This window comes from Anaerotignum neopropionicum (genome assembly GCF_001571775.1).
GTDB classification, from domain to species: Bacteria; Bacillota; Clostridia; order Lachnospirales; family Anaerotignaceae; genus Chakrabartyella; species Chakrabartyella neopropionicum.
Genome location: NZ_LRVM01000003.1, coordinates 191,367 through 214,929, shown reverse-complemented (window position 1 = coordinate 214,929; position 23,563 = coordinate 191,367). Strand labels below are relative to the sequence as shown.

The window sequence follows — 23,563 nt, the reverse complement described above, 5'->3', positions numbered from 1 at the left end:
CCGATGGCCGGGGAAGAAATATGTTACTTGATATGAGAAAATTTGTTATCGACAGCCGCATTTGTTGCTGCCGCTTGCTGCGCTGTTGCGGCCGCTGCCACATCTGTTGTTGTTTGCAATGTTGTTGTTGGCAATGTTGTTGCTGGCAATGTTGTTACAGGTGTGATCGCCTAATTCACAATTAGGAGAACTGTAATTTGGTCCAACCGCACAACAGGACTTCGGTTCATCACAGGGCGCGAACACATTCCAAGGGAAGCTCAGAGCTTCAAAGTTTGCGCAAGGATCGCCAGGGGAAAGAGGTGCTACACAAGCTTCAGGTAAGCATCTGCCTGCGGATTCAACTAACATGTTCACTGTGCGGTACAACTGTACAATAGTGAAAAGGCCAATTGTAACGCTAACAGCCACAGGTGCGCCCATTGCCATGTCACCGCAGGAACCACAATTGCATCCGCTGTTGCATCCGCAATCACAGCCGCATCCGCAGTCACAGCAAACATAGGTGCAGCAAGGATATTTCAGTTCTGCATCTAAGGCCAAAGCCTTGCCTTCAGCAAGACAATATGGCTCTATGCCGGGATTCACATTGCCGTTAAACATGTCATCTACAATTGTAACGTCAGTTTCGCTGCCACCAAAAAGTGTTAACTTTAAGGTGTAACTGCTTGTTGCGTCAATACATCCGATATAGCTGCCATCAGAACGACGGAATTCCAAGGTGTATTCAAAAATATACTTTAGTTCGATATCCCAGCAGCCGCTTTGCAAAGGGCTGGGGGTCTTGCGGATAATTTCAATTTTCTTAAGTTTTAGTTTTTTCATGATAACATCGGTTGCGTTGCAAGGGGGAACGATGATGTCGCCCGGACAAAGCATTTCATTGCAGCAGGGAACGGGATTTGTTGCAACTCGTGCAGGCCCTAAAATATCAGGAGATAAGCACTTCTGAATGCGGCACTGGTCGAAGATTCTTTGCGCGATGATGCAAGCTTCGCCTCTTCCTGCATTGGAGCAACAACCACAGCTACTTGCACTGAGATTGGCATTGTTATCAAATTCAAAAGCTCCCATAAGATTGCCTCCTTTGATTTGTTTGTAGTTCTTATATATAGTATGTAAAGGAGGAAAATGGGTGATAGGGGTAGAACAAATATATTTTGTACTTTGCTGTTTTGCAATGTGTTGGAAAAAATAACTGCATTTTATGTGCAGACAAATGTTTTTTTATTCATTTTCCCAAGTGTTTTTTTTAGCATAAAATGGTATACTCTGGTTATACTCAAATTACAGGTTATATTTTTCATTTTATTGGCGTAGAAGGTATGACTTTAAACATGAATCGCTGTTGTCTTTATGATGTAAAAAGTGACATTTGTTGGGGGTATACTTTTAGATAGAAAAATATTAATTCAGAACAATTAGGAGGAAATCAGATGAGTTTGAACTTTGAGGAAATTAAAAATGTGGACGCAGAAGTGGCTGTTGCAATTGAGGCTGAGCTTTTACGCCAACAACATAATATTGAATTAATTGCATCAGAAAATATTGTTTCAAAGGCTGTAATGTTGACAATGGGTACGCCTTTGACAAATAAATATGCGGAAGGATATCCTGCAAAGCGTTATTATGGTGGTTGTGAAAAGGTTGATATTGTTGAAAATCTTGCAAGAGATAGAGCGAAAGAACTTTTTGGCTGCGACCATGCGAATGTGCAGCCTCACAGCGGTTCCCAGGCAAACCAGGCTGTATATTTTGCAATGCTGCAATATGGTGATACGGTTATGGGCATGAATCTTGACCATGGCGGCCATTTAACCCACGGCAGTCCCGTAAACCTTTCCGGCAAATATTTTAATTTTGTTCCTTATGGTGTGGACGATCATGGCTATATTGATTATGAGGCGTTCCGCAATAAGGCGTTAGAAGTGAAGCCCAAAATGATTGTTGCAGGTGCAAGTGCTTATGCAAGAACCATTGATTTTGAGTTTATGGGTAAGGTTGCAAAAGAAGTTGGTGCATATTTTATGGTGGATATTGCCCACATTGCAGGCTTGGTTGCAGCTGGTTTCCACCCATCCCCTGTGCCCCACGCTGATTTTGTTACAACAACAACACATAAAACCTTGCGTGGCCCTCGTGGCGGTATGATTATGTGCAAGGAAGAATATGCCCAGAAAATTGATAAGGCGATTTTCCCTGGAATACAAGGTGGCCCATTGATGCACACAATTGCCTCTAAAGCGGTATGCTTCAAGGAAGCATTAGCACCTTCCTACAAACAATATATTGGGCAGGTTGTAAAAAATGCGCGGGTTTTGGCGGAAAGCCTGAAGGAAAATGGCGTAGACATCGTTTCCGGCGGTACGGATAACCATTTGATGCTGGTTGATCTCCGTGGACTAAATATTACTGGTAAGGAAGCGGAAAAAATATTGGATGAGGTTGGTATTACTGTGAACAAGAACACCATTCCCAATGATCCGCAATCGCCTTTTGTTACCAGCGGTGTTCGTATTGGTACACCAGCAATTACTTCCAGAGGCATGATAGAGGAAGATATGAAGGAAATTGCAGAAGTAATTGCTATGGTTTTGAAGGATTTTGAAGGAAGCAAGGAAGAAGCGAAAAAGCGGGTAAGAGCGTTAACAGATAAATATCCAATTTATGAAGATTAAATTTTATGGATAATATAAGTCCCTTTGTCATGTTTGGCAGAGGGGCTTTTTTTATGTTTTGGTAAAAATTGGAATTTTAAAACAATGAAATGACATGGAACCTGATTGTAAGCCAAATAAGCGTTTTTTTCTATAGAATAGGCAACTGGAGGATTTAAGATAAATAGTAGTGGGTTTTGCTTTTAATCCTATGGTATGATATAATATAATTAATATTAAATTTAAGCAACGATATAATTTTTTATATTTCACAATTAATGTAGGATTTCGGGGATAAGCTGGGATGCCGTTTTGATGAATCATTTTTGATGATGCTTTAGGCGGCGCTAAGGAATTGATGTTATTCTGATGATATTCTTGAAACGATTCGAGAACCAATGGTTTTACGGGCGAAGTTTCCGAGGTTCGTGAAATTATAGAGTTAGAGAGGGAAAATCATGAAAATTTTAGCGGATACCCATACCCATTGTATTGCTAGCGGACATGCATACAGCACTATACAGGAAAACATAAGAGCGGCGGCAGAAAAAGGCTTGGAGTTCATTGCTCTTACGGATCATGCCCCTGCCATGAAAAATACAACTTCCCATGCTTATTTTGCCAATTTGCATGTCATTGATGATGCGTTGTTTGGCGTTCGTGTATTAAAGGGCGTAGAATTAAATATTACTGACTTTGACGGAAACATAGATTTGGACGAGCAACTTCTCTCTAAGCTTGATATTTCCATCGCCAGCTTACATATTCCTTGCATTGCCCCGGGAACAGAGCGGGAAAACACAAGAGCTTGTATTGGTGCAATGGAAAACCCTTGGGTGGATATTTTGGGACATCCCGGTGACCCCAGATATCCTTTGGATTATGAGGAAATTTTCAATGCCGCCAGGAGAACGGGAACCTTATTGGAAATCAATAATGCGTCTTTGGTGCCGGGGGGATTCCGTGCAGGAAGTGATGAAAACATTAAACGGATTTTGAGAATGGCTATGAAAGAGGATGCGCCTGTTGTGGTGGGCAGCGATGCTCATTTTTATACCGGTATCGGTGATATTTATTATGTGGAAAGGTTAATGGAGGAAGTTGGATTTCCAGATGAGTTGGTTTTAAACACGAATCCAGAGAGCTTATTGTGTGCTTTAAAACGCAATAAAGGGGAAAAAAGAGATGAAAATCCTTTACTTTAACACTTTAGTATGTTAACATATAAAGGAAGTTTAGTGTAAAAGAGGTGGCCTTTGGGATGAATAAAAAAATTAAAACTGAACTTACGGATAAGCTTTTCCAATGTATTTTAAGCATGAATACCATTGATGAATGTTATCAACTTTTTGAGGATCTTTGTACGGTGAATGAAATTCAGGCCATTGCTCAACGAATGGAAGTCGCTGCTATGTTGGATGCAAAATGCACATATGTGGAAATTGCCGAAAAGACTGGTGCTTCAACTGCAACGATCAGCAGGGTGAACCGCTGCCTTCATTATGGAACGGACGGATATAAATTGGCAATCGATCGTGTAAAAGCATTAAAACAGGCAGAAGAATAATAAGTTACAGCTAATTATAAGTGTAAGGGCTGATTGTCGGCGAAGGAAATGGAAAATTTCCGGTATTTGTTGATATCAGCCTTTCTTGCCGCTTTTATCATAATAGCAAGTAGGGATAATAAAGAAGAGGAGAATTGTGGTATGATAGGTTTTGAACAGCTCAATAAGATGCAGCAAAAGGCTGTTTTACAAAAAGATGGGCCTGTTTTGGTTTTGGCAGGTGCAGGCAGTGGAAAAACAGGCGCATTAACTGTGCGCATTGCCCATTTATTGGAAACAGGGGTAAAGCCTTGGAATATTCTTGCCATTACTTTTACCAATAAGGCGGCAAAGGAAATGAAGGAAAGAGTGCATAATTTAGTAAAAGACAGGGCGGATCATATTTGGATCAGCACGTTTCACGCCACTTGCGTTCGGATTTTGCGCAGCGAAATTCATCATTTGGATTATGACGTACAGTTTTCCATTTATGATACCGATGATCAAGAGAAACTTATGCGGGAAGTTTTTAAACAGCTAAACCTTGATACAATGAATAAAAATTTTTCATTAAAGGGTGCACTGGCTATTATCAGCAGCTTAAAGGAAAAAATGATTTCATGGGAGGACTATAGTAAAACTATAGAGCCTGGGGATGAAAAAGCAGGTAAAATTAAAGAGGTTTACCATCAATACCAAAGGCGTTTAAAAGAAAATAATGCTTTGGATTTTGATGATTTAATTTATAAAACTGTTCAACTATTTCGTAATTTCCCTGATGTTTTAGAAAAATATCAAGACAGATTTAGGTATATTATGGTAGATGAATATCAAGATACAAATACCTCTCAATATGAGCTGGTTTATTTGCTGGCATCAAAATATAAAAATCTTTGCGTTGTTGGGGATGATGATCAGAGTATTTACGGATGGCGAGGGGCTAATATCCGAAACATTTTAGAGTTTGAAAAGGATTTCCCTGCAACTGTTGTTATAAAATTAGAGCAAAATTACCGCTCAACCCAAAAAATCTTGGAGGCCGCAAATTCCGTCATTCATAATAATCAAACGAGAAAAGATAAATCCCTTTGGACGGAAAATGACGGGGGTAATATTTTGCATATTTACAAGGGTGAGAATGAATATGATGAAGCTCGCTTTGTTGCCGAAAGAATACAAGAATTTGTGAATGAAGGCAGGAAGTTTAAAGAAATGGCGGTGCTTTACCGTACCAACGCCCAATCTCGTGCGGTTGAGGATCAATTCGTTAAAAAGGGAATTCCCTATCGTTTGTGCGGCGGTGTTAGATTTTATGAGCGAAAGGAAATTCGGGATATTCTCTCTTATCTTAAGGTTTTAGCGAACACTGCCGATACCATTGCGTTACGTCGGATTATAAATGTGCCCAAAAGAGGAATTGGCGAGGCATCTATTGATAAATTAGTGGCATTTGCAGAGGAAAAAGAGATTTCTCTGTTCGATGCACTGGCAAGGTTGGATGAAGTAACAGAGTTGAAAACCAGAATGTCAAAATTCCGTGATTTTTATGAAATTATTATGAACCTGAAAAATGATGCAGACAATTTTTCTGCTGCGGAGCTTATTGATAATGTGGTAAAACGCTCGGGTTATTTCCAGCTTTTAATGACAGAGGGGACGGAGGAAGCTCTTTCTCGCCTGCAAAATATAGACGAATTTGTGAATAAAGCCGTAGAATACGATAAAACTAACCCTGAAGGCGGGTTGGCAGGCTTTTTAGAGGAAGTTGCCCTAGTGGCAGATATTGATAGTTATGAAGTGGGCGAAGATGCCGCTGTGCTTATGACGCTGCATAGTGCGAAAGGGCTTGAATTTCCTTATGTATATATGATTGGTATGGAGGAAGGAATGTTTCCGACTTTTCGTGCGGTAATGTATGGCGGAGAGAAGGATATTGAGGAAGAACGCCGTCTTTGCTATGTTGGAATTACCCGTGCAAGAGAGGAATTGTTTTTAACCCATGCAAAGAGTCGGATGCAACACGGAATTACTCAGTATAATCCGCCATCACGCTTCTTAAAAGAAATTCCCCAGGATTTGGTGGATATGCCTACGCGTCAGATTTCTGACATGGCAAAAAAATATGCAATGCGTGGCAGTATGAAGCTTTCTCCCATTACCTCCCTAAAGAAAAATGGCAAAGGAGCAGGAAGGCCTGGCAAGGATGTGCCTATTATGAAAAAAAACATGCCTGCACCCAAAGACTTTACCTTGGATTATATTGTGGGAGATAAGGTGCGTGCTCCCAAATATGGAATTGGTGTGGTGAAATCCATACAAAACGCTGGTGCTGATTTTGAAATTGAGGTTTCCTTTGGTGAAAAGGGAACAAAGAAATTTATGGCAAAATTATCAAAGCTCATTAAAGTAAGCGAGTAATGGATTAGGAGTTGTGGCCAAATGGTAAACCAAATAAAGGAATTGATTTCTCTTCTGAATGAGGCAAGTAAGGCTTATTATCAACAGGATTCAGAAATTATGTCCAATCAAGAGTATGACCGTTTGTACGATGAACTTGAGGAATTAGAAAAAGAGAGCGGCATTATTTTGGCAAATAGCCCTACACAAAGGGTTGGTTATACTGTTTTAAGCAATTTAAAAAAAATAAAGCACGACAGCCCGATACTTTCCTTGGATAAAACAAAGGAAACGGGGAAGCTAAAGAGTTTTTTGGGTGAAAAAACAGGGATTCTTTCTTGGAAGCTTGATGGCTTAACCATTGTTTTGACCTACGCAAACGGAGCGTTGGTACAGGCAATTACCCGCGGAAATGGTGAAATTGGCGAGGATGTGACCCATAACGCAAAGGTTTTTGCAAATTTGCCCTTGCAAATCAGCTTTAAAGGCAATTTGGTGCTTCGTGGTGAGGGGGTTATTTCTTATTCCCAGTTTAAACGAATCAATGAGGAGCTTTCCGAGGAAGAGGCTTATAAAAATCCAAGGAATCTATGCAGTGGTACAGTGCGTCAGCTAAACAGCGAAATTGCCGCCAAAAGGCGGGTGCGTTTTTTTGCCTTTACCTTGGTAAAGGCGGAAGGGGCAGCGTTGTCTGATAGTAAGGCCAAAAATTTGGATTGGCTTCGGAGCCTTGGTTTTGATGCGGTGGAGCATAGGCTGGTAAGGGCAGAAACTGTAGTGGGGGAAGTGGAATGGTTTCGCTCCCATATACAGAATAATGATATTGCCTCCGATGGTCTTGTGCTGACCTTTGATAGTATTGACTACAGTGAAAGTCTTGGCAGAACAGCAAAATTTCCCAAGGATTCCATCGCCTTTAAATGGGCGGACGAAATGGCGGAAACCACTTTGCGAGAAATCGAATGGAATACATCCAGAACGGGATTAATGAACCCCATTGCAATTTTTGATCCTGTGGAATTGGAGGGCTCAACGGTTAGCCGTGCCAGTGTGCATAATGTGAGTATTTTGCGGGAACTGAAGCTGGGCATTGGCGACAAAATAAAGGTTTATAAGGCAAACATGATTATTCCACAAATTGCCGAGAATTTCACTGGTTCGGACACGGCAATAATTCCTAAGCAGTGTTTTGTTTGCGGGGGGGAAACTGAAATCAGAAAACAGAGGGATGGGGAGGCATTATATTGCACAAATCCCGAATGCTCCGCCCAAAGAATTCAAAGATTAACCCATTTTGTTTCCAGAGATGCCATGAATATGGAAGGGCTCTCGGAGGAAACGATAAAAAAATTTCTGGAGAAGGGCTTCATTAAACAATATCCCGATATTTTCCTCTTACACCACCATGAAAATGAAATTAAAAGCTTGGATGGTTTTGGTGAGAAGTCCTATCAAAATTTGATACAGACTATTGAAAAAGCTAAGGATGTGGAGCTTCCGAATTTTATCTATGCTTTGGGCATTAACCAGGTTGGCTTGCGCAATGCAAAGCTTCTTTGTGAGAAGTTTGATTATGATTTGGAGGGAATCAAAGGGGCAACAGAAGATAAATTGAAAGAAATTGATGGCTTTGGTGAGGTGATTGCCCATAGTATCAGCCGCTATTTCAAGGTGGAGGAGCACATAGCTTTATTGAATCAAGCGGTAGGGTATTTGCGCTTTCGGCTTCCAGATTTCAAGGATACAAAGGATTCCCTTGTGAAAGGGCTGACCTTCGTTGTGACGGGGGATTTAACAAGGTTTTCTAACAGAAAGGCCCTTGCGGACGCAATTGAGGCGCAAGGCGGCAAGGTGACGGGAAGCGTTACGAAGAAAACCCATTATTTAATTAACAATGACACCTATTCCTCCTCATCTAAGAATGGAAAGGCAAAAGAGTTGGGAATTCCAATTATTAGTGAAGAAGATTTTATTGTAAAGTTTGGGATTTATCCGAATGATACCGTAGGGGAGTAAATTTAAAATACTTTTCTTATTAAAAATACGAAAAAGCCCATATTACAAGGTTAATCCTTGGGATATGGGCTTTTTCTGTTGTACTATTTTCAAAACTCTTGTAGGAGTGAGTTTTTTTGCATAAGGCATATGGGGGGAACCATATGCCAATGGGAGAATATGAAAAGCAAAACAAATTTTTACGAAGTTTTCTTTTTGCTTGTTGCATTATAAATAGGTAGGCCAATTAAAGTCACTACAATGCTGCCAATTGATAAAATCCTACTTGTGGAACCCGACATAAATAATTGGTTTAAAACGACATAGAAGCCGCTGATTATTGCTATTGCTGGAATAATGGGATACAAAGGCACTTTGTAGGTTCTTTCAACATCAGGCCAGGTTCTTCTCAAACGAATTACTGCAAAAAAGGTTAAGGTATAGAAAATCCAGCAAGAAAATACCGCCAAATCCGTTAGACGATTAAATTGTCCGCTGATTGCGAAAAGGCAAGAAAGACCGCCAACCATAATAATGGAGTTTGTAGGAACTTGAGCTTTATTTATTTTTGCAAGCTGTGCGCTAAAGGGCAGCGTTCCGTCTTCCGCTAAAGAATAGGTTACGCGGGAGCCAGAAAGAATAAAGCCGTTTGCCGCACCTAATACGGAAATCATGATGCCTACGGAAATTATTTTGCCGCCAATCTCACCAAAAACAGCAATCGCTACTGCAGATGCAGGTGCAGTTAAATTCATCAGTTCATGTGCAGGCAGTACCCATAAGTAGGCCAAATTGATTGCAAAGTACACTGCCATAATTGCGGAAACGCCACCAATAATTGCTATGGGCAGGTCTTTACCGGGATTTTTCATTTCCCCAGCAATGGCTCCAACATTTGTCCAACCTTCAAAGGCAAATAAAATTGCAATCATCAGTTGACCAAGTATAACGGCGGGGCTTAAGCCGTCTGCAACCATAGGGGTGAAAATTGGGTTGGTGCCCGAGCCACGCAGAAAGCCAAAAATCATAAGTAAAATCAGTGGAATTAATTTACAGATTGTGAATATTATCTGTACGCCGCCGCCAACAGCAGACCCAAGGTTATTTAGAATAATAATAAGAATGATAGCGCCAATTGCAATAGGCAATCGGAAGCCTTCGCCAACAAAAAGGGTTGCCTGTTGCGCAAAGATAACAGCCAGTGCGACAATCATGGCGGGGTAAAATAAAATACTTTGCATCCATCCTGCAAGGAAGCCCACTTTTTTGCCAAAAGCTTCTTCCAAATATGTAACCATACCGCCAGTTCTTGGAATCATAATGGCAACCTCCGCAAAGGTCATTGCCGCAGCGATACAAACCAGACCGGTAATGAGCCATGCCAGCATACCCAATCCGGGGGCGCCCCCCGTTGCAGTATAAATAGCTTGTGGCTTAAAGAATACGCCGGAACCGATTACGCAGCCTACAACTGTGGCCATGGCTGTGGATATCCCAAGATTTTTTTTAAGCGCTTGCTTTTTTTCCATGTTTTTCCCTCCAATGTGGTTGAATAGTAACTAAAATTACAAGGTCAGTCGATTTTTCGCAAAGAAAAAAGGACATACAAGCAAAAAAAGCTGCCTGTATGTATATCCTCTGTACCTTCACCTGAAAGCATTACTTCGACGGCGGTCTTTTATAAGACACTCTCCAGAGTTCCATCCACCCAAGGTTCTGTTTACCTGAAAGTTTCTCCAAAAAACGGCTCTTTTGGATTGCTCCATCGGTTCTTATCTCAAAAAATAAGATCTCCCTTGCGTATCAACTGGCTTTATGTAATTTGTAAAATCAGTATATATTTATCATGACAATTTGTCAATAAAAAAATGCAAAATTTTTAATTCACATTACTATTTTTTATTTTCAATCAAAAAAGTAAGAAAGTATTTCTTTATTGCTTTATTTTTTCATATTATGTAACAATACCCGTACATTAGGTGATGAAATGAGCAGAAAAACAATTATTACAGGGACGCTGATTTTAACAGCAGCCAATTTAATTACAAAATTTATGGGCTTTTTTTACCGCGTATTTATGTCTAACGCCATTGGATCTGAGGGCATGGGCTTATACCAATTGATTTTGCCCATATACATTTTGACATGGAGCATTACCTCGGCAGGCTTTACCACAACAATTTCCCGTTTGACTGCACAGGAAAACGCCCTTGGTCAATCTGGCAATATTGGCAGAATCGTAAAGCAATCTATTTTGCTTTCAATCATGATCAGCATTGTGGTTTCAGGATGTTTATTTCTGTTTGCAGATAAAATTGCCCTAGAAATTCTCAAAGATGGGCGTGCCGCCTTATCCTTGAGATTGCTTTCCTTTGCAATTCCGTTTATGTCCGCAGGCTCTTGCTTCAGAGGTTTTTTCATTGGGATGCAAAATGCTTTTGTGCCTGCCTTTTCTCAGGTTTTAGAACAGGCAATACGTATTTTGACGATCTATATATTGGCCAGTATTTTTGTTCCCATGGGGTTAACGTATGCTTGCTGCGCTGCTGTTGTAGGTGTGGTATTAGGAGAATTTTTATCCTTTGTTTTTGTGATAATCAGCTATATCCGTTTTAAACGACGTAAAAAAATGATAAAAAAACCTACTTTTTCTTCATTTGCCACCTGCAACATGATTTTGACAATGGCGCTGCCCCTTTCTGCAACAAAAATTGCAGCTTCCTTACTTTCAACGACAGAAAATATTTTAATCCCTCGGCAATTGCAGCTTTACGGACAAAATGCAAAGGAGGCTTTAAGCGCCTACGGTGAATTAACGGGTATGGCTATGCCTTTAATTTTATTGCCTTCCGCCTGCTTGATGGCGGCTTCGATATCCTTGGTGCCGGAAATTTCTGAGGCGTGTGCTGTGAAACAAAATCAAAGAATTAGTCGAACGGTTTCTGTAACTTTTCTTTTTACGTTTATCATTGGGATTGGAGCGGCAGCTTTATTTGCAGTTTTTCCTAGGGAAATTTGCTATATTGTTTACAATCGTCAGGGGTTGGGGGAATTATTATTCCCTCTGGCATTTCTTTGTCCTTTTTTATATGCCCTAACAACCGTGCATGGTTTATTAAATGGCATGGGAGAGCAGCTATTTTTGTTCCGCAACAACCTTATCACCTCTGCAATCACTATTTCAGGCATTTGGTTCTTCATGCCGGTATATGGTATGAATGCCTTTCTTGTTTCCTGGGCGATGGGGTTGGTTTATTCCGTTTGTTCTTGTTTGCATAAGTTATACATAACGACTGGCGTTTTGCCGGATCTTTATGACTGCTTTGTAAAGCCTCTTTTGGCAGGAGGGGCTTCCGGCTTGATTATTCGCTATATTATTCAAATCTCTACGCCATCCAAAATACTGTTTTTATTATCTTTAACTGCTATGGGATTGTTATATCTCGTTTTTTTGCTCATGCTGGGTTGCTTCTCCCAAGAAAATATGGCCACGTTTTTGGGGAAAAAGAGGAAAGACCGTAAATCATAAAAATAAATGAATCAGAAAAGAGATAAAAATAGCTTGTTTGTTTGAATAATGTGATATATCTACGCCATTGTTTCAGATATGCAAGAATCACTTTTTTGTTTTCATAAAAAATTAATTTTTTTACGAGCTTGAATGAAAAGTATTTTGTAGAAAAATGAAGGATTTTGATGTATATATTATTTTATTAAAAAAATTAAAAATAGCAAAATGCACAAATATTTGTTTTCTATCCCAAATTTAAAAACAAGTTTCATAACAAAAAAATAATTTTCGTATATTTAGCATGCAAATCATTTCGCACAATTGCCGTTCTTGTCAGATAAGAATTAGGTAAAAAAAAATTACATTTTTTACTGATTTTAAAGGAATTCTTCAATAGTAATTTTTTTGTTTTTGCAAAACAGGCTTAAAATTTGGATAATTTAAACAAATATTAATCAAAATAATCAAATTAATATATGGGAAATTCACATTGTTTCCATTATTGAAATGAAATATGTTATAGTTTTATTGTTACTTATTATGAGAAGCTTGACAACTACTCGCTGTTAGACGATAATATAGTAGTTGAATATTTACATATATTTTTGCAGATTTGCATTTTTGCAAATACTATGTTAAGAAATCGTAAAGCTTTATGATTCGTTTTTTGAATATTGAATCAATCAATAAAGTGAATTTTTAAATGTTTAACGTAACATAGGATTTGTTTGAATACAAAGTTCTGTAAATAATGTTTATATTGGTAAGATAATAATAGCGACTTATCGCTTTATATTATACTGGTATTGAATTTTTTTTGACAAGGGGAAGGATGAGAAAATGTTTTTTCTACTTTTTATATTGTGGATTATTTTTAACGGAAGGGTAACAGTGGAAATTGTACTGCTGGGCATTGTTATTTGCGCTTGGCTTTACTGGTTTATGTGTAAACATATGGGCTACCAATCGAAAAAAGAAAAATCAATTTTACGATATATGCATCTTTATATTAAGTATTTTTTTATTTTAGCACTTGAAATCATAAAAGCCAATATTGCGGTTATTCGTATCATCCTATCTTCAAATAAAGAATTTGAACCAACCATTGTAAAATTCAAAACAGATATAAAATCTGACCTTGGCAAGGTGCTTCTTGCAAACTCAATTACTTTGACGCCGGGAACCTATACAATTCAATTGGATGACGATGAATATTTGGTTCATGCGTTGGACAAGTCCTTTGGCAAGGATTTAAATGAATCGATTTTCTCGAAGGAGATAAAAGAGTTGGAGGCTAAGCTATGAGTGAATTAATGAAAATGCTTTTAGAGGTTGCATTAGGAATTCTTGCAATTGGCATTTGTATTGTTTTTGTTCGAGCAATCAGAGGCCCACGATTTACGGATCGAATTGTGGCAATCAATATGATAGGAACCATGACTACTGCAACCATTTGTATCCTTTCGTCATACCTGAATGAAATTTGGCTGATAGATGTTTCGCTGGTGTATACTTTATTAAGTTTCCTTGCCGTTGTAATTATTTGTCATGTGGTTACATTGCATCATAAAGGAAGAGAATTGTTCTTAAATAGAAGAGAAAAGGGGGCAGAAGAAAAATGAGAGAAGCTATAGCGGCAGTTTTTATTATTATGGGACTTATTGTTTTTTTGCTTTCTATATTTGGAATTTTTCGATTTAAGTACGTTTTAAACCGAATTCATGCAGCAGCATTGGGAGACACGCTTGGTCTAGCCTCAATCGTTGTAGGTTTGATGATTTTGGATATGAATTTTTTTGCGGGTGCAAAACTTTTCTTAATCATCTTATTTTTTTGGATGTCTGGGCCAATTGCAACGCACAGTATTGCAAAGGTAGAGGTACTGACGAACAAAAGCTACGAGGAAAGGGTGCGTGAAAAGTGAGTGAAGTAATTCAGATTATATTGTTGGTGTTTTTAGTCGCTTGCGCCCTGGCTGTTTCGCTGACGAAAAATTTATTTGTGGCAGTCATTGTTTTTATGGGCTACAGTTCAATCATGGCGGTAATTTGGTTGTTTTTGGAATCTCCCGACCTTGCAATTACAGAGGCCGCGGTAGGTGCAGGGGTAGATAGTATTTTATTCTTCCTTACACTGAAAAAGGTTCATTATTTGAAAGGAACACGTGAGGGCTGATATGGAAGAGAAAAAAAAATTATGGAAGCATATAAAGGCATGGGTGGATGGCGAGGAAGTCATCCTAGATGCAGATAAATATATTATTACGAGATCAAAAAAAGTGAAAAAAGACTGGCGTCGCCAGTTTTCCGTAGAAACGATAAAAGGAAATACAAAGCTGTATGGCTTTTTAAGTGTTGCAATTAGTGCACTATTTATTGGCATTATGCTCTCTGTTGTGAATGATCTTCCCGAATTTGGAAATCCATCTAACCCTGTGGATAACGAAGTAATGGAGCGCTATCTTGAAAGTGGGATTGAGGAAACGGGTGCGGTCAATTTTGTTGCAGGCATGATTTTAGATTACCGTGCTTTTGACACCTTTGCAGAAGCAAACGTTTTATTCTTAGCTGTTATGAGTGTTGTTCTTTTGTTAAAGAAGGACAAGCAGAATTACAGTGAAAAAGAAGAACGGGAAAATAGGGAGGATGACTTTTTTGATGAAAACGAAAAGCGCCCTATTTTAAAGATTGGCGGCAAAATATTAGCTCCCCTGATTATTCTCTATGGGATTTATGTTGTTTTGAATGGGCATCTTTCTCCCGGTGGTGGATTTTCTGGGGGCACAATTATCGGGGCGGGTTTGATCCTCTATGCATCGGCTTATGGGCAGAAAAAGATGCAAACATTCTTTACTTTCCGTACATTTACACTTATATGCGTGGGAGGACTTTTAACATACTGTGCTTGCAAAAGCTATTCGTTCTTTACAGGAGCGAATCATGTTGGATTTGAAATTCCAAAAGGCATACCCGGAAACATTTTAAGTGCTGGCTTCATTTTGCCGTTAAATATTTGCGTAGGTTTGATAGTTGCGTGTACCATGTATGGTTTCTATGCTTTGTTTACTAAAGGAGATATCTAACTATGAATCATCTGGGAACAAATTTTTACGAGGCGGTTTCGGTCATCCTGTTCGGGATTGGATTTATGAATCTGCTATTGCAAAATAACTTGATCAAGAAATTCATTGGTCTGAATATCATGGATACGGCGGTTTATCTGTTTTTAGCGGCGAAAGGATATGTTATGGGCAGAGTTGCGCCTGTTTTAACCGATGGAATAATAGATGCTTATTATTATATCAATCCCATTCCTGCTGGCCTTGTGTTAACCGGTATTGTTGTATCTGTTAGTGTGACTGCTTTTTCTCTGGCGTTGGTTCAGCGGCTATATAAGCATTACGGGACGTTGAATATGGATGAAATTATGAGAATATCCAGAGAGGAGGAAGGGGAATAATGGAACATATTAATTGGATACATAACATACCCTTTTTCAGTATTTTTCTGGCAATGCTTTGCGGCATTATAACGGCTTTGGTTAAAAACGGAAAAGTTGCTTTTAAAATTCATTCTACAATGGTTTTTATTGTTTTTATCATGTCAGTAATTCTACTTTTAAGCGTTGTTAAAAATAACGAAATTTTTACGTTTATGATGGGTCATTTTCCTGCACCGTGGGGAAATGAATTGAGGGCAGGCCCACTAGAAGCGTTAATGGCGGTAACCTTTAGCCTTGTTATGCTTTTGACAGTAAGCGGCGGTGCAGAATTTGTTTTTAAGGACGTTGTGGAGGAAAAACAATCCCTGTACTTTATTATGTTAAATGCATTATTTGGCTCTATGCTGGCTTTGGTATACACAAATGATATTTTTACAGCGTATGTTTTTATTGAAGTTAACACGATTGCTTCTTGTGCGTTAATTATGGCAAAGGGCACACCTCAGTCAATGGTTGGAACGACACATTACCTGGTAATAAGCCTTCTGGGTTCGGGTTTGTTTCTTCTGGGGCTTTGTATTTTATATAGTATAACGGGACACCTTCTTTTTCCACAAATGAAGGAAGCCATTTTGGAAATTATTAAAACGGATCAATATAGGCTTCCATTATTGGTAGTAACAGGTTTTATGTTTATTGGTATTGCAATAAAAAGCGCGTTATTTCCTTTCCACTCCATGCTGCCTGGAGCTTATCTTGCAGCAATACCCACATCCAGCGGAATTTTATCGGGTTTGGTTTTAAAAAGCTATATTATTTTAGGCATCAAGCTAATTTACTGTGTGTTCTCGGCGGAAGTAATGCATACATTGAAAATCACTGAAGTGCTTTTCGTTTTTGGTTTGGCAGGAATGGTGATGGGTTCTGTTTATGCCATAAGGGAACGCAAAATGAAACGTATGCTTGCTTATTCCTCCGTGGCTCAAATTGGGTATATTTATATGGGCATTGGCATGGGATCTCGCGTTGGTATGACGGCAGCATGCTTTCACATTCTTGCCCATGCAATCACGAAAACGTTGTTGTTCCTTTGCTGTGGTAGCTTTGTAGAGAACAGTGGCGGCAAGGAAAAAATCTATCATATGCGGGGGGCGGCATTGCGCAATCCTCTGGCAGGAATTGGCTATACTGTTGGTGCGTTATCTATGATTGGCGTTCCTCTTTTGGCAGGCTTCATTTCGAAGATATATTTTGCAACGGCATCGGTATATTCATCGGGTAAAATGGCCGCAGTTCTGATTGTTTTAGGTGTTAGTATGGTGTTGAATGCATTGTATTTTTTGCCTTCCGTTATTGCAATCTGGACGCCTGAAAAGGGCAAAGAAAATAAGCCGAATTTTTCGGTTTCACCTTTGTTTGCCGTTTCTATTGTTGGGTTTGTTATTCTGAATTTCGTTCTGGGTATTTTCTATCGCCCAATAACTCGTATCATTCAAATGAGTATTGAATTATTAGCACAATAGAGGACGAAACGGTGAGAGGATGAGGTGAAAAAATGTCTGGAAATACGCTACTGTTGCTTCCGGTAATTCTGCCGTTTATCGCAGGCATAATAATCGGTTTTATGAAGAATGAAAAGCAACGGAATAGAATGGTTTTTGTAACACTTGCCGTTGAACTGGCGTTGGTTGCTTATTTTATGATGGCGGAAGGCACCTTGACGGTATGGCATATGACAAATAGGCTTTCTATTGCCTATCATATAGATGGCATTGCAAAGTTTTTTGCTTGCGTGATCACTATCATTTGGTTTTTGGCGGCGATTTTTTCTATGGAATATATGAAGCATGAGCATAAGCCAGCGCGCTTTTTTATGTATTATGTAATGTCCTTAAGCGCATTGGTCAGTTTGTGTTTTTCTGCCAACATGATGACGATGTATCTCTCGTATGAATTTATGACCTTGCTGACGTTTCCCCTGGTAATTCACACACAAGAACCGCAAGCGGTAAGAGCAGGGATGAAATATCTTGGATATTCAATTTTTGGCGCAGGCTTAGGTCTTTTTGGTTTCTTCTTCTTAAATACCTATTGTATCACTACAACGTTTGAACCTGGTGGAACGTTAAATTTTGCCCTTGTTGCAGGAAACGAGATGCTTCTGCTTTTTGTGTTCTTTCTTATGGCGGTTGGTTTTGGCTGTAAGGCGGGTATGTTTCCTCTTCATGCTTGGCTGCCTACTGCCCATCCCGTGGCACCATCACCTGCATCGGCAGTGCTTTCGGGAATTATCACTAAGGGAGGGGTCATCTGTATTATTCGAGTGACATTTTACCTTTTTGGTGCGGATTTCATCAGGGGCTCATGGGCGCAGACGGCGTTACTAAGCCTAACATTAATTACGATATTTATGGGGTCTATGCTGGCTTATAAGGAAAAAATACTGAAGAAAAGACTGGCCTATTCCACTGTTAGCCAGGTTTCCTATGTTTTATTCGGGTTAATGCTGCTAACACCTGTTGGATTTGCAGGCGCACTGCTTCAGGTGGCCTTTCACGCTATGGCAAAGAACATTCTATTCCTTAGTGCCGGTGCCATTATTTATAAAAAAGGCACTACTTTGGTCAATCAGCTTCGGGGGATCGGAAAGGAAATGCCTATTGTTATGTGGTGTTTCACCATTGCATCTCTTTCCCTTGTGGGTATCCCGCCCACAGGCGGCTTTATCAGTAAGTGGTTTTTGGCACAGGGTGCGCTTAGTTCTTCCCTAGGAACCTTTGCAGTGGTTGGGGTGGCTATTCTTATGGTCAGTGCATTGTTAACAGCCGGATACTTGCTTTCCATTGTAACAAATGGATTTTTCCCAGGAAATGATTTTAACTACGAATCTCTTGAGAAAAAAGAGCCAAACTATTTGATGACCATACCTCTGGTGATTTTATCTGTAGCCGTAGTTTTGCTGGGAATCTTTCCTGCTAGTTTAGAAACATTTATTATCAGTATTAGCGGCGTAATATTTTAAGGAAAGGGTGGGAACGTTTTGAATGGATTTGCAACGATCTTACCGGTGATCTTTCCGATCATAGCAGGTGTTGCGCTGCTCCCGGTAAAGTTTAAAGACAGAAAGCAACGTGAAATATGGGTTTTTTCCATTACATTGATCAATACAATTTTTTCACTCTACGCAATTTACTTTGCGGATGCAGGTGTAGTCACTTTATTTCATTTTAGTGAGAAGCTATCATTAACGCTGCATATAGATGGATTATCAAAGATATTTGGAACCATGGTTTCCATTTTGTGGGTAATCACTACGGTTTATGCTTTTGAGTACATGACCCATGAGGGTAGGGAAGATAAGTTTTTTGCCTTTTTCACAATGACATATGGTGTGGTTTTGGGTGTGGCTTTTTCTGGAAACTTCCTGACAATGTATCTTTTTTATGAATTTTTAACCTTAGCCACATTGCCTTTGGTTATGCATGCCATGGATGATAAGGCACGTCATGCTGGGAAAACCTACATTTTATACATGATGTTTGGCGCAGCATTGGCGTTTATTGGTTTTGTATTTTTATATTGCTATAGCGAGGGAATGGAATTTACTTATGGTGGCGTGCTGATTCCCGAGCTTGTGCGGGGAAATGAGTTTACGTTACAAATCATTTTTTTGGTGGCGTTTTTTGGATTTGGTGTTAAGGCGGCGATTTTGCCGTTCTATCGTTGGCTGCCAAAGGCTTCTGTTGCACCCACGCCTGTTACCGCGTTATTGCATGCGGTTGCTGTAGTAAAGTCAGGGGTATTTGCCATTATCCGTTTGATTTATTTTAGTTTTGGTATAGAGTTTCTGGTAGGTACTTGGGCACAAAATGTGATTTTGGTTGCTGCGTCAATTACCATAGTGTTTGGCTCTACGGTAGCACTGAGGACACCCCATATAAAAAGAAGGTTTGCTTATTCTACTATTTCAAACCTTTCTTATATTGTGTTTGGTGCAGCACTGATGACTCCCGCGGGGCTTACAGCAGGGCTTTTGCACATGCTTTATCATGCAATGATTAAAATAACCCTGTTTTTTACCGCCGGAGCAATTTTATATAAAACCCATAGGGAGTATTTATATGAGGTTGAGGGCTTTGGCAGGCTTATGCCAATTACCTTCCTAAGCATGGCACTGACGGGTGTTAGTTTGGTTGGGGTGCCGCCCTTTGCTGGATTTCACAGTAAATGGGCATTGGCAACAGCAGCAGTAAAGTCGGGCAATATGATTGCGTATTTGGGGATTGTTGCTTTAATTATTTCTGCTGTTTTGACAGCACTGTATATATTTTATGTCATTATCCGTGCTTACTTTCCAAGAAAGAAAGAATATGCTGAAGGATATTATGATCATGTTGAAGATCCCAATAAATATATGACAATCCCTTTGATTGTCTTAACAGCCATTACAATTTTAATCGGACTTTTTCCCTCCAACCTTCTCCATGTTTTAGAGTTGGTTGCCACAGGAATTATTTAAGAAAGGAGGAAACCGAATATGGATTTTGGAATTATTTTGCCTTTATTGGTTTTCTTCCCGATGGTTGGGGCAATTCTAGTTTACTTAATTGGTCGCAAAAATAAGGAAGCCAGAAACAACTTGGCTTGCGTGGTAACTTTTTTGGTCTTATTGGGAGCTGTTTTGCTGTTTGGAAAACATGCAAGTTTTACTATCCCTGGATTTTGTGGATTGGGTTTGCACTTTGATGGTGATGAATTGAGAGTTGTCATGGCAATACTAACTTCTTTCATTTGGTTTATGACCACGGTTTTTTCCAAGGAATATTTTGCGCTTTATCGCAATCGAAACAGATATTATTTTTTCTTGCTTATGACACTTGGTGCAACCCTAGGGGTTTTCCTTTCGGCAGATTTGTATACAACCTTCATTTTCTTCGAAATAATGTCCTTTACTTCCTTTGTATTGGTTATTCATGATGAAAGTGAAGCTGCCATTAGAGCAGCACATACATATTTGGGCATTGCAGTGATTGGCGGTTTGATAACGCTGACGGGCTTGTTTATGATGTATCATATGGCAGGCACTCTTAATATTGATGCTTTGGCTGAATTTGTGGCTTCTCAGGAGGAAAAGAAGGCAATTTATGCAGTGGGTGTTTTAATTCTGGTTGGTTTTGGCGCAAAAGCCGGTCTTTTTCCACTACATGTTTGGCTGCCGGAGGCTCACCCTGTAGCACCGGCGCCTGCCAGTGCCCTATTGTCTTGTATTTTAACGAAATCAGGCGTTTATGGCATGCTGGTTTTAAGTTGCAAGCTGTTTTTGCACGATGCCAACTGGGGCAACTTGATTTTGATTCTTGGTGTGATTACCATGGTTTTGGGGGCTGTTCTGGCAGTTTTCTCTATTGACTTAAAAAGAACCCTTGCTTGCTCATCCTTATCCCAGATTGGGTTTATTGCTGTTGCCATTGGCATGCAGGGATTATTGGGCTCTCATAACGCCTTGGCTGCCGGAGGGACAATCCTTCACCTTGTAAATCACTCTTTGCTAAAGCTGGTTTTATTTATGTCAGCCGGTGTTGTTTATATGAATTTGCATAGACTGCACTTGAATGAAATCCGGGGGTGGGGAAAGGATAAACCTTTACTGAAATTTGTTTTTCTTATGGGTGTTTTAGGCATTACAGGCATTCCTTTTTGGAATGGATATATTAGTAAGACCTTGATTCATGAAAGTATTGTAGAATACATTGAAATTTTGCACCACGCAGGACAGGCGACCACATACATGCAAACAGTGGAGTGGTTATTCCTGTTTTCCGGTGGTTTAACCTTAGCATACATGACAAAGATTTTTGTTGCAGTGTTTGTAGAAACAAACCCTTACCCGGGAAATGCTGCGCATCATAACGAGGGGCCTTATATGAATAGGCTTTCCGCAATTATTTTAGTGGTTTGTGCGGTGATATTGCCGTTGCTCGGTGCTTTGCCACAGTTTACTGGGGAAAAAATAGCGGAGGCTAGTTATCATTTTATGGGTGCCCATGGGCCGGAGCATGCAGTACATTATTTTGCTTGGGTGAATTTAAAGGGTGCAGTTCTTTCCGTTGTGATCGGGGCGTTGGTATATTTCCTGTTTATCAGAAAAGTTTTGATGGAGAAAGATGATAATGGGAATATGGTATATGTAGATCGCTGGCCAAAGGGATTAAACCTGGAAAACAAAATATATCGCCCGGTTTTATTAAGCTTCTTGCCATTTGCTGGTTCTTTGTTAGCTCGCTTCGTAAGTACCTTGACTGATGGGTTTGTTGCTGTTTTACGTATGCTTGTTTTTAATGATGACAGCGGCAGAGTAGTACCGCCGGAGGATAGGTATTTTTCGGCTTATACTGATTTTGATGATAAAAAAGTAGTTTATGGCGAAGGATTTGCAAAAAGTCTGCTGATGATTGGTGTTGGTCTTGCTGTTGCTATGCTTTATATTTTACTTTAGAAAGAAAGGTCGTACTGAATTGAATGGGTGCGACCTTATTTTAATTGACATAAAAGCCAGAAGTAGTTAAAATGGAATAAGACAAGTACTGTGCAGGGAGAACCAATTTATGAAAAAATTAAGAGTTTTAGCCATAGTCCTATGCAGTTTATTTATTTTGGGCGGATGCGTTGAACAAAGAAAAGAAGCCCAGGAAATGCTTTCAAAATATTCTCAGAAAGATTTGCATGAAATGACAACCTTTGCTATGGATACGCTGATGCAAGTTACCCTATATAATGAGAATGGGGAACAGCTTTTGATTGATGCGGAGCAGGAAATACGCAAACTGGAACGATTGTTTTCTGTGACAATGGAGGATAGTGAAATTGCACAGCTCAATGAACAGGCGGGCTTGGAAGAGGTTTCTCTTTCCGAAGACACCCTTAAGGTATTAATGCGGGGGAAGGAAATAGGGGCGTTTACCAATCAAGCGTTTAATATAACTGTGTCCCCGGTTGTAAAGGCATGGGGTTTTACGACTGATGGTGAAAAGCACGTTCCTTCTCAAAAAACGCTGGAAAGCTTGTTATCGCTAACCAACCCTGAGGATTTAGTGATTGATAGAGATGCCTCTACGGCAAAATTATTAAAAAAGGGCATGGCCGTTGATTTGGGGGGCGTAGCAAAAGGGTATACCTCCGATGCTGTTACGGAATTATTAAAAAAAGAAGGAGTTACAAGCGGAATAATTTCTTTAGGTGGAAATATTTCTGCCATTGGAACCAAGCCGGATGGAAAAAAATGGAAAGTTGCCGTTGAAAATCCGTTAGACGTCAACGATTATGTGGGTATTTTAGAGGTGGAGGATTGTTCTGTAATTACTTCCGGCGGGTATCAGCGTTTTTTTGAAGAAAACGGAAAACGATATCACCACATAATTGATTCTAATACTGGGTATCCTGCTGATAAAGGTTTGTTATCTGTTACGATTATAAGTAACGATGGTGCCAAAGCGGACGGGCTATCAACTGCTTTGTTTGTAATGGGCTTTGATGAAGCAGTAAAGATCTGGCGAAACAGTGATGATTTTGAAGTGATTTTTGTAACGGAAGATGGAAAAGTCATCGCCACAGAGGGTGTGGCGGCCATTTTTGCTTTTGAGGGCAGAGATAACGACTTTGCATATGAAATTGTAGAGCGATAGGGAGGGATAAGATGAAAAGATTTAAGGAATTTTTAAACAGCTACATTGTGGAATTTGACTGGAAGGACATTGCCATTTTTAAACTATGTCTTACAGCCTTTGGCATGATGATTGGAATTTCTTTACCTAAAAGGAAGAGAAATTCAATTATGGCAATTTGCGGTTCCGTTTTTGTTCTTACTACAATTGTACTGTTTGCCAGATTGTTTGGCGTTGCGTGTCCGTTTTGTCAAGAGGAAGAAGATTTTGAGGACGATGACGAGGACGAGGACGAAAAAGGCTTTGTTATGAGAATTACTGCGGAAGATGAATAAAAAAAATAAGACTGTTGGCC

Annotated in this window: 20 protein-coding genes and 1 riboswitch; of the genes, 18 read left to right on the top strand and 2 right to left on the bottom strand. The window is 39.6% G+C overall.

What is annotated here, in order from left to right; translation table 11 throughout:
- Nucleotides 1–45 precede the first annotated feature (45 nt).
- Complete coding sequence (locus CLNEO_RS06650) at nucleotides 46–1,074, bottom strand: hypothetical protein (RefSeq protein ID WP_066086269.1); 1,029 nt, start codon at nucleotides 1,072–1,074, stop codon at nucleotides 46–48.
- A gap of 362 nt (nucleotides 1,075–1,436) precedes the next feature.
- On the opposite strand from CLNEO_RS06650, the gene CLNEO_RS06640 reads away from it, so the two are divergent.
- From CLNEO_RS06640 to ligA, 5 genes are all read left to right on the top strand, one after another.
- A complete protein-coding gene (locus CLNEO_RS06640) occupies nucleotides 1,437–2,678 on the top strand; it encodes a serine hydroxymethyltransferase (RefSeq protein WP_066086264.1) in 1,242 nt (413 codons plus the stop codon).
- Nucleotides 2,679–3,115: 437 nt separating this feature from the next.
- Nucleotides 3,116–3,862, top strand: coding sequence for a phosphatase (locus CLNEO_RS06635; protein ID WP_066086262.1), 747 nt, complete (start codon nucleotides 3,116–3,118; stop codon nucleotides 3,860–3,862).
- Nucleotides 3,863–3,918: 56 nt separating this feature from the next.
- Nucleotides 3,919–4,224 carry a YerC/YecD family TrpR-related protein gene (locus CLNEO_RS06630; protein ID WP_066086259.1) on the top strand — a complete coding sequence of 102 codons (306 nt, stop codon included), beginning with the start codon at nucleotides 3,919–3,921 and terminating at the stop codon, nucleotides 4,222–4,224.
- A 141-nt stretch (nucleotides 4,225–4,365) separates the two neighbouring features.
- Nucleotides 4,366–6,621 carry a DNA helicase PcrA gene (gene pcrA / locus CLNEO_RS15570; protein WP_066086257.1) on the top strand — a complete coding sequence of 752 codons (2,256 nt, stop codon included), beginning with the start codon at nucleotides 4,366–4,368 and terminating at the stop codon, nucleotides 6,619–6,621.
- A gap of 21 nt (nucleotides 6,622–6,642) precedes the next feature.
- Nucleotides 6,643–8,616 (top strand): NAD-dependent DNA ligase LigA, encoded by a 1,974-nt coding sequence (gene ligA, locus CLNEO_RS15565; RefSeq protein WP_066086255.1) that lies wholly within the window; start codon nucleotides 6,643–6,645, stop codon nucleotides 8,614–8,616.
- Between the two features lie 179 nt (nucleotides 8,617–8,795).
- On the opposite strand, the gene CLNEO_RS06615 is transcribed toward ligA, so the two are convergent.
- Nucleotides 8,796–10,124: an APC family permease gene (locus CLNEO_RS06615; protein WP_066086252.1), complete on the bottom strand. Its 1,329-nt coding sequence runs from the start codon at nucleotides 10,122–10,124 to the stop codon at nucleotides 8,796–8,798.
- 172 nt (nucleotides 10,125–10,296) lie between these two features.
- Nucleotides 10,297–10,402: riboswitch (glycine riboswitch) on the bottom strand.
- A gap of 180 nt (nucleotides 10,403–10,582) precedes the next feature.
- Here CLNEO_RS06615 and CLNEO_RS06610 point away from each other — a divergent pair.
- The 13 genes from CLNEO_RS06610 to CLNEO_RS06550 all read left to right on the top strand — a co-directional run bounded on the left by CLNEO_RS06610 (nucleotide 10,583) and on the right by CLNEO_RS06550 (nucleotide 23,543).
- The gene (locus tag CLNEO_RS06610; protein WP_066086249.1) at nucleotides 10,583–12,124 is read left to right on the top strand and encodes a putative polysaccharide biosynthesis protein; all 1,542 of its coding nucleotides are present in this window, start codon (nucleotides 10,583–10,585) and stop codon (nucleotides 12,122–12,124) included.
- 822 nt (nucleotides 12,125–12,946) lie between these two features.
- A complete protein-coding gene (locus CLNEO_RS06605; protein ID WP_066086246.1) occupies nucleotides 12,947–13,411 on the top strand; it encodes a Na+/H+ antiporter subunit E in 465 nt (154 codons plus the stop codon).
- Nucleotides 13,408–13,728 (top strand): monovalent cation/H+ antiporter complex subunit F, encoded by a 321-nt coding sequence (locus CLNEO_RS06600; RefSeq protein ID WP_066086244.1) that lies wholly within the window; start codon nucleotides 13,408–13,410, stop codon nucleotides 13,726–13,728. The genes CLNEO_RS06605 and CLNEO_RS06600 overlap by 4 nt, the downstream gene beginning before the upstream one ends.
- On the top strand, nucleotides 13,725–14,030 hold the full coding sequence (locus tag CLNEO_RS06595) for a cation:proton antiporter (RefSeq protein WP_066086242.1): 306 nt from the start codon (nucleotides 13,725–13,727) through the stop codon (nucleotides 14,028–14,030). Before CLNEO_RS06600 ends, CLNEO_RS06595 begins: the two co-directional genes overlap by 4 nt.
- Nucleotides 14,027–14,281 (top strand): hydrogenase subunit MbhD domain-containing protein, encoded by a 255-nt coding sequence (locus CLNEO_RS06590; protein WP_066086239.1) that lies wholly within the window; start codon nucleotides 14,027–14,029, stop codon nucleotides 14,279–14,281. Before CLNEO_RS06595 ends, CLNEO_RS06590 begins: the two co-directional genes overlap by 4 nt.
- Nucleotide 14,282: 1 nt before the next feature.
- Nucleotides 14,283–15,188: a hydrogen gas-evolving membrane-bound hydrogenase subunit E gene (gene mbhE, locus CLNEO_RS06585; RefSeq protein ID WP_066086237.1), complete on the top strand. Its 906-nt coding sequence runs from the start codon at nucleotides 14,283–14,285 to the stop codon at nucleotides 15,186–15,188.
- 2 nt (nucleotides 15,189–15,190) lie between these two features.
- Nucleotides 15,191–15,565 carry a sodium:proton antiporter gene (locus CLNEO_RS06580; RefSeq protein ID WP_066086235.1) on the top strand — a complete coding sequence of 125 codons (375 nt, stop codon included), beginning with the start codon at nucleotides 15,191–15,193 and terminating at the stop codon, nucleotides 15,563–15,565.
- Nucleotides 15,565–17,070, top strand: a complete 1,506-nt coding sequence (locus tag CLNEO_RS06575; protein WP_066086232.1) for a complex I subunit 5 family protein — start codon at nucleotides 15,565–15,567, stop codon at nucleotides 17,068–17,070. Before CLNEO_RS06580 ends, CLNEO_RS06575 begins: the two co-directional genes overlap by 1 nt.
- Before the next feature lie 32 nt (nucleotides 17,071–17,102).
- Nucleotides 17,103–18,569 (top strand): complex I subunit 5 family protein, encoded by a 1,467-nt coding sequence (locus tag CLNEO_RS06570; RefSeq protein WP_066086230.1) that lies wholly within the window; start codon nucleotides 17,103–17,105, stop codon nucleotides 18,567–18,569.
- 18 nt (nucleotides 18,570–18,587) lie between these two features.
- Nucleotides 18,588–20,066, top strand: a complete 1,479-nt coding sequence (locus tag CLNEO_RS06565; protein ID WP_066086227.1) for a complex I subunit 5 family protein — start codon at nucleotides 18,588–18,590, stop codon at nucleotides 20,064–20,066.
- 18 nt (nucleotides 20,067–20,084) lie between these two features.
- Nucleotides 20,085–22,043 carry a complex I subunit 5 family protein gene (locus CLNEO_RS06560; RefSeq protein WP_066086224.1) on the top strand — a complete coding sequence of 653 codons (1,959 nt, stop codon included), beginning with the start codon at nucleotides 20,085–20,087 and terminating at the stop codon, nucleotides 22,041–22,043.
- Between the two features lie 109 nt (nucleotides 22,044–22,152).
- Complete coding sequence (locus CLNEO_RS06555) at nucleotides 22,153–23,229, top strand: FAD:protein FMN transferase (protein ID WP_066086222.1); 1,077 nt, start codon at nucleotides 22,153–22,155, stop codon at nucleotides 23,227–23,229.
- Between the two features lie 11 nt (nucleotides 23,230–23,240).
- Nucleotides 23,241–23,543, top strand: coding sequence for a hypothetical protein (locus CLNEO_RS06550; RefSeq protein ID WP_066086219.1), 303 nt, complete (start codon nucleotides 23,241–23,243; stop codon nucleotides 23,541–23,543).
- Nucleotides 23,544–23,563 lie beyond the last annotated feature (20 nt).

What these genes read in the sequence shown, in the direction of transcription:
- CLNEO_RS06600 (WP_066086244.1), top strand. Translation starts at nt 13,408, where the DNA reads ATGAGTGAATTAATGAAAATGCTTTTAGAGGTTGCATTAGGAATTCTT.
- CLNEO_RS06650 (WP_066086269.1), bottom strand. Translation starts at nt 1,074, where the DNA reads ATGGGAGCTTTTGAATTTGATAACAATGCCAATCTCAGTGCAAGTAGC.
- mbhE (WP_066086237.1), top strand. Translation starts at nt 14,283, where the DNA reads ATGGAAGAGAAAAAAAAATTATGGAAGCATATAAAGGCATGGGTGGAT.
- pcrA (WP_066086257.1), top strand. Translation starts at nt 4,366, where the DNA reads ATGATAGGTTTTGAACAGCTCAATAAGATGCAGCAAAAGGCTGTTTTA.
- CLNEO_RS06610 (WP_066086249.1), top strand. Translation starts at nt 10,583, where the DNA reads ATGAGCAGAAAAACAATTATTACAGGGACGCTGATTTTAACAGCAGCC.
- CLNEO_RS06615 (WP_066086252.1), bottom strand. Translation starts at nt 10,124, where the DNA reads ATGGAAAAAAAGCAAGCGCTTAAAAAAAATCTTGGGATATCCACAGCC.
- ligA (WP_066086255.1), top strand. Translation starts at nt 6,643, where the DNA reads ATGGTAAACCAAATAAAGGAATTGATTTCTCTTCTGAATGAGGCAAGT.
- CLNEO_RS06580 (WP_066086235.1), top strand. Translation starts at nt 15,191, where the DNA reads ATGAATCATCTGGGAACAAATTTTTACGAGGCGGTTTCGGTCATCCTG.
- CLNEO_RS06575 (WP_066086232.1), top strand. Translation starts at nt 15,565, where the DNA reads ATGGAACATATTAATTGGATACATAACATACCCTTTTTCAGTATTTTT.
- CLNEO_RS06630 (WP_066086259.1), top strand. Translation starts at nt 3,919, where the DNA reads ATGAATAAAAAAATTAAAACTGAACTTACGGATAAGCTTTTCCAATGT.
- CLNEO_RS06550 (WP_066086219.1), top strand. Translation starts at nt 23,241, where the DNA reads ATGAAAAGATTTAAGGAATTTTTAAACAGCTACATTGTGGAATTTGAC.
- CLNEO_RS06570 (WP_066086230.1), top strand. Translation starts at nt 17,103, where the DNA reads ATGTCTGGAAATACGCTACTGTTGCTTCCGGTAATTCTGCCGTTTATC.
- CLNEO_RS06555 (WP_066086222.1), top strand. Translation starts at nt 22,153, where the DNA reads ATGAAAAAATTAAGAGTTTTAGCCATAGTCCTATGCAGTTTATTTATT.
- CLNEO_RS06560 (WP_066086224.1), top strand. Translation starts at nt 20,085, where the DNA reads ATGGATTTTGGAATTATTTTGCCTTTATTGGTTTTCTTCCCGATGGTT.
- CLNEO_RS06640 (WP_066086264.1), top strand. Translation starts at nt 1,437, where the DNA reads ATGAGTTTGAACTTTGAGGAAATTAAAAATGTGGACGCAGAAGTGGCT.
- CLNEO_RS06605 (WP_066086246.1), top strand. Translation starts at nt 12,947, where the DNA reads ATGTTTTTTCTACTTTTTATATTGTGGATTATTTTTAACGGAAGGGTA.
- CLNEO_RS06635 (WP_066086262.1), top strand. Translation starts at nt 3,116, where the DNA reads ATGAAAATTTTAGCGGATACCCATACCCATTGTATTGCTAGCGGACAT.
- CLNEO_RS06595 (WP_066086242.1), top strand. Translation starts at nt 13,725, where the DNA reads ATGAGAGAAGCTATAGCGGCAGTTTTTATTATTATGGGACTTATTGTT.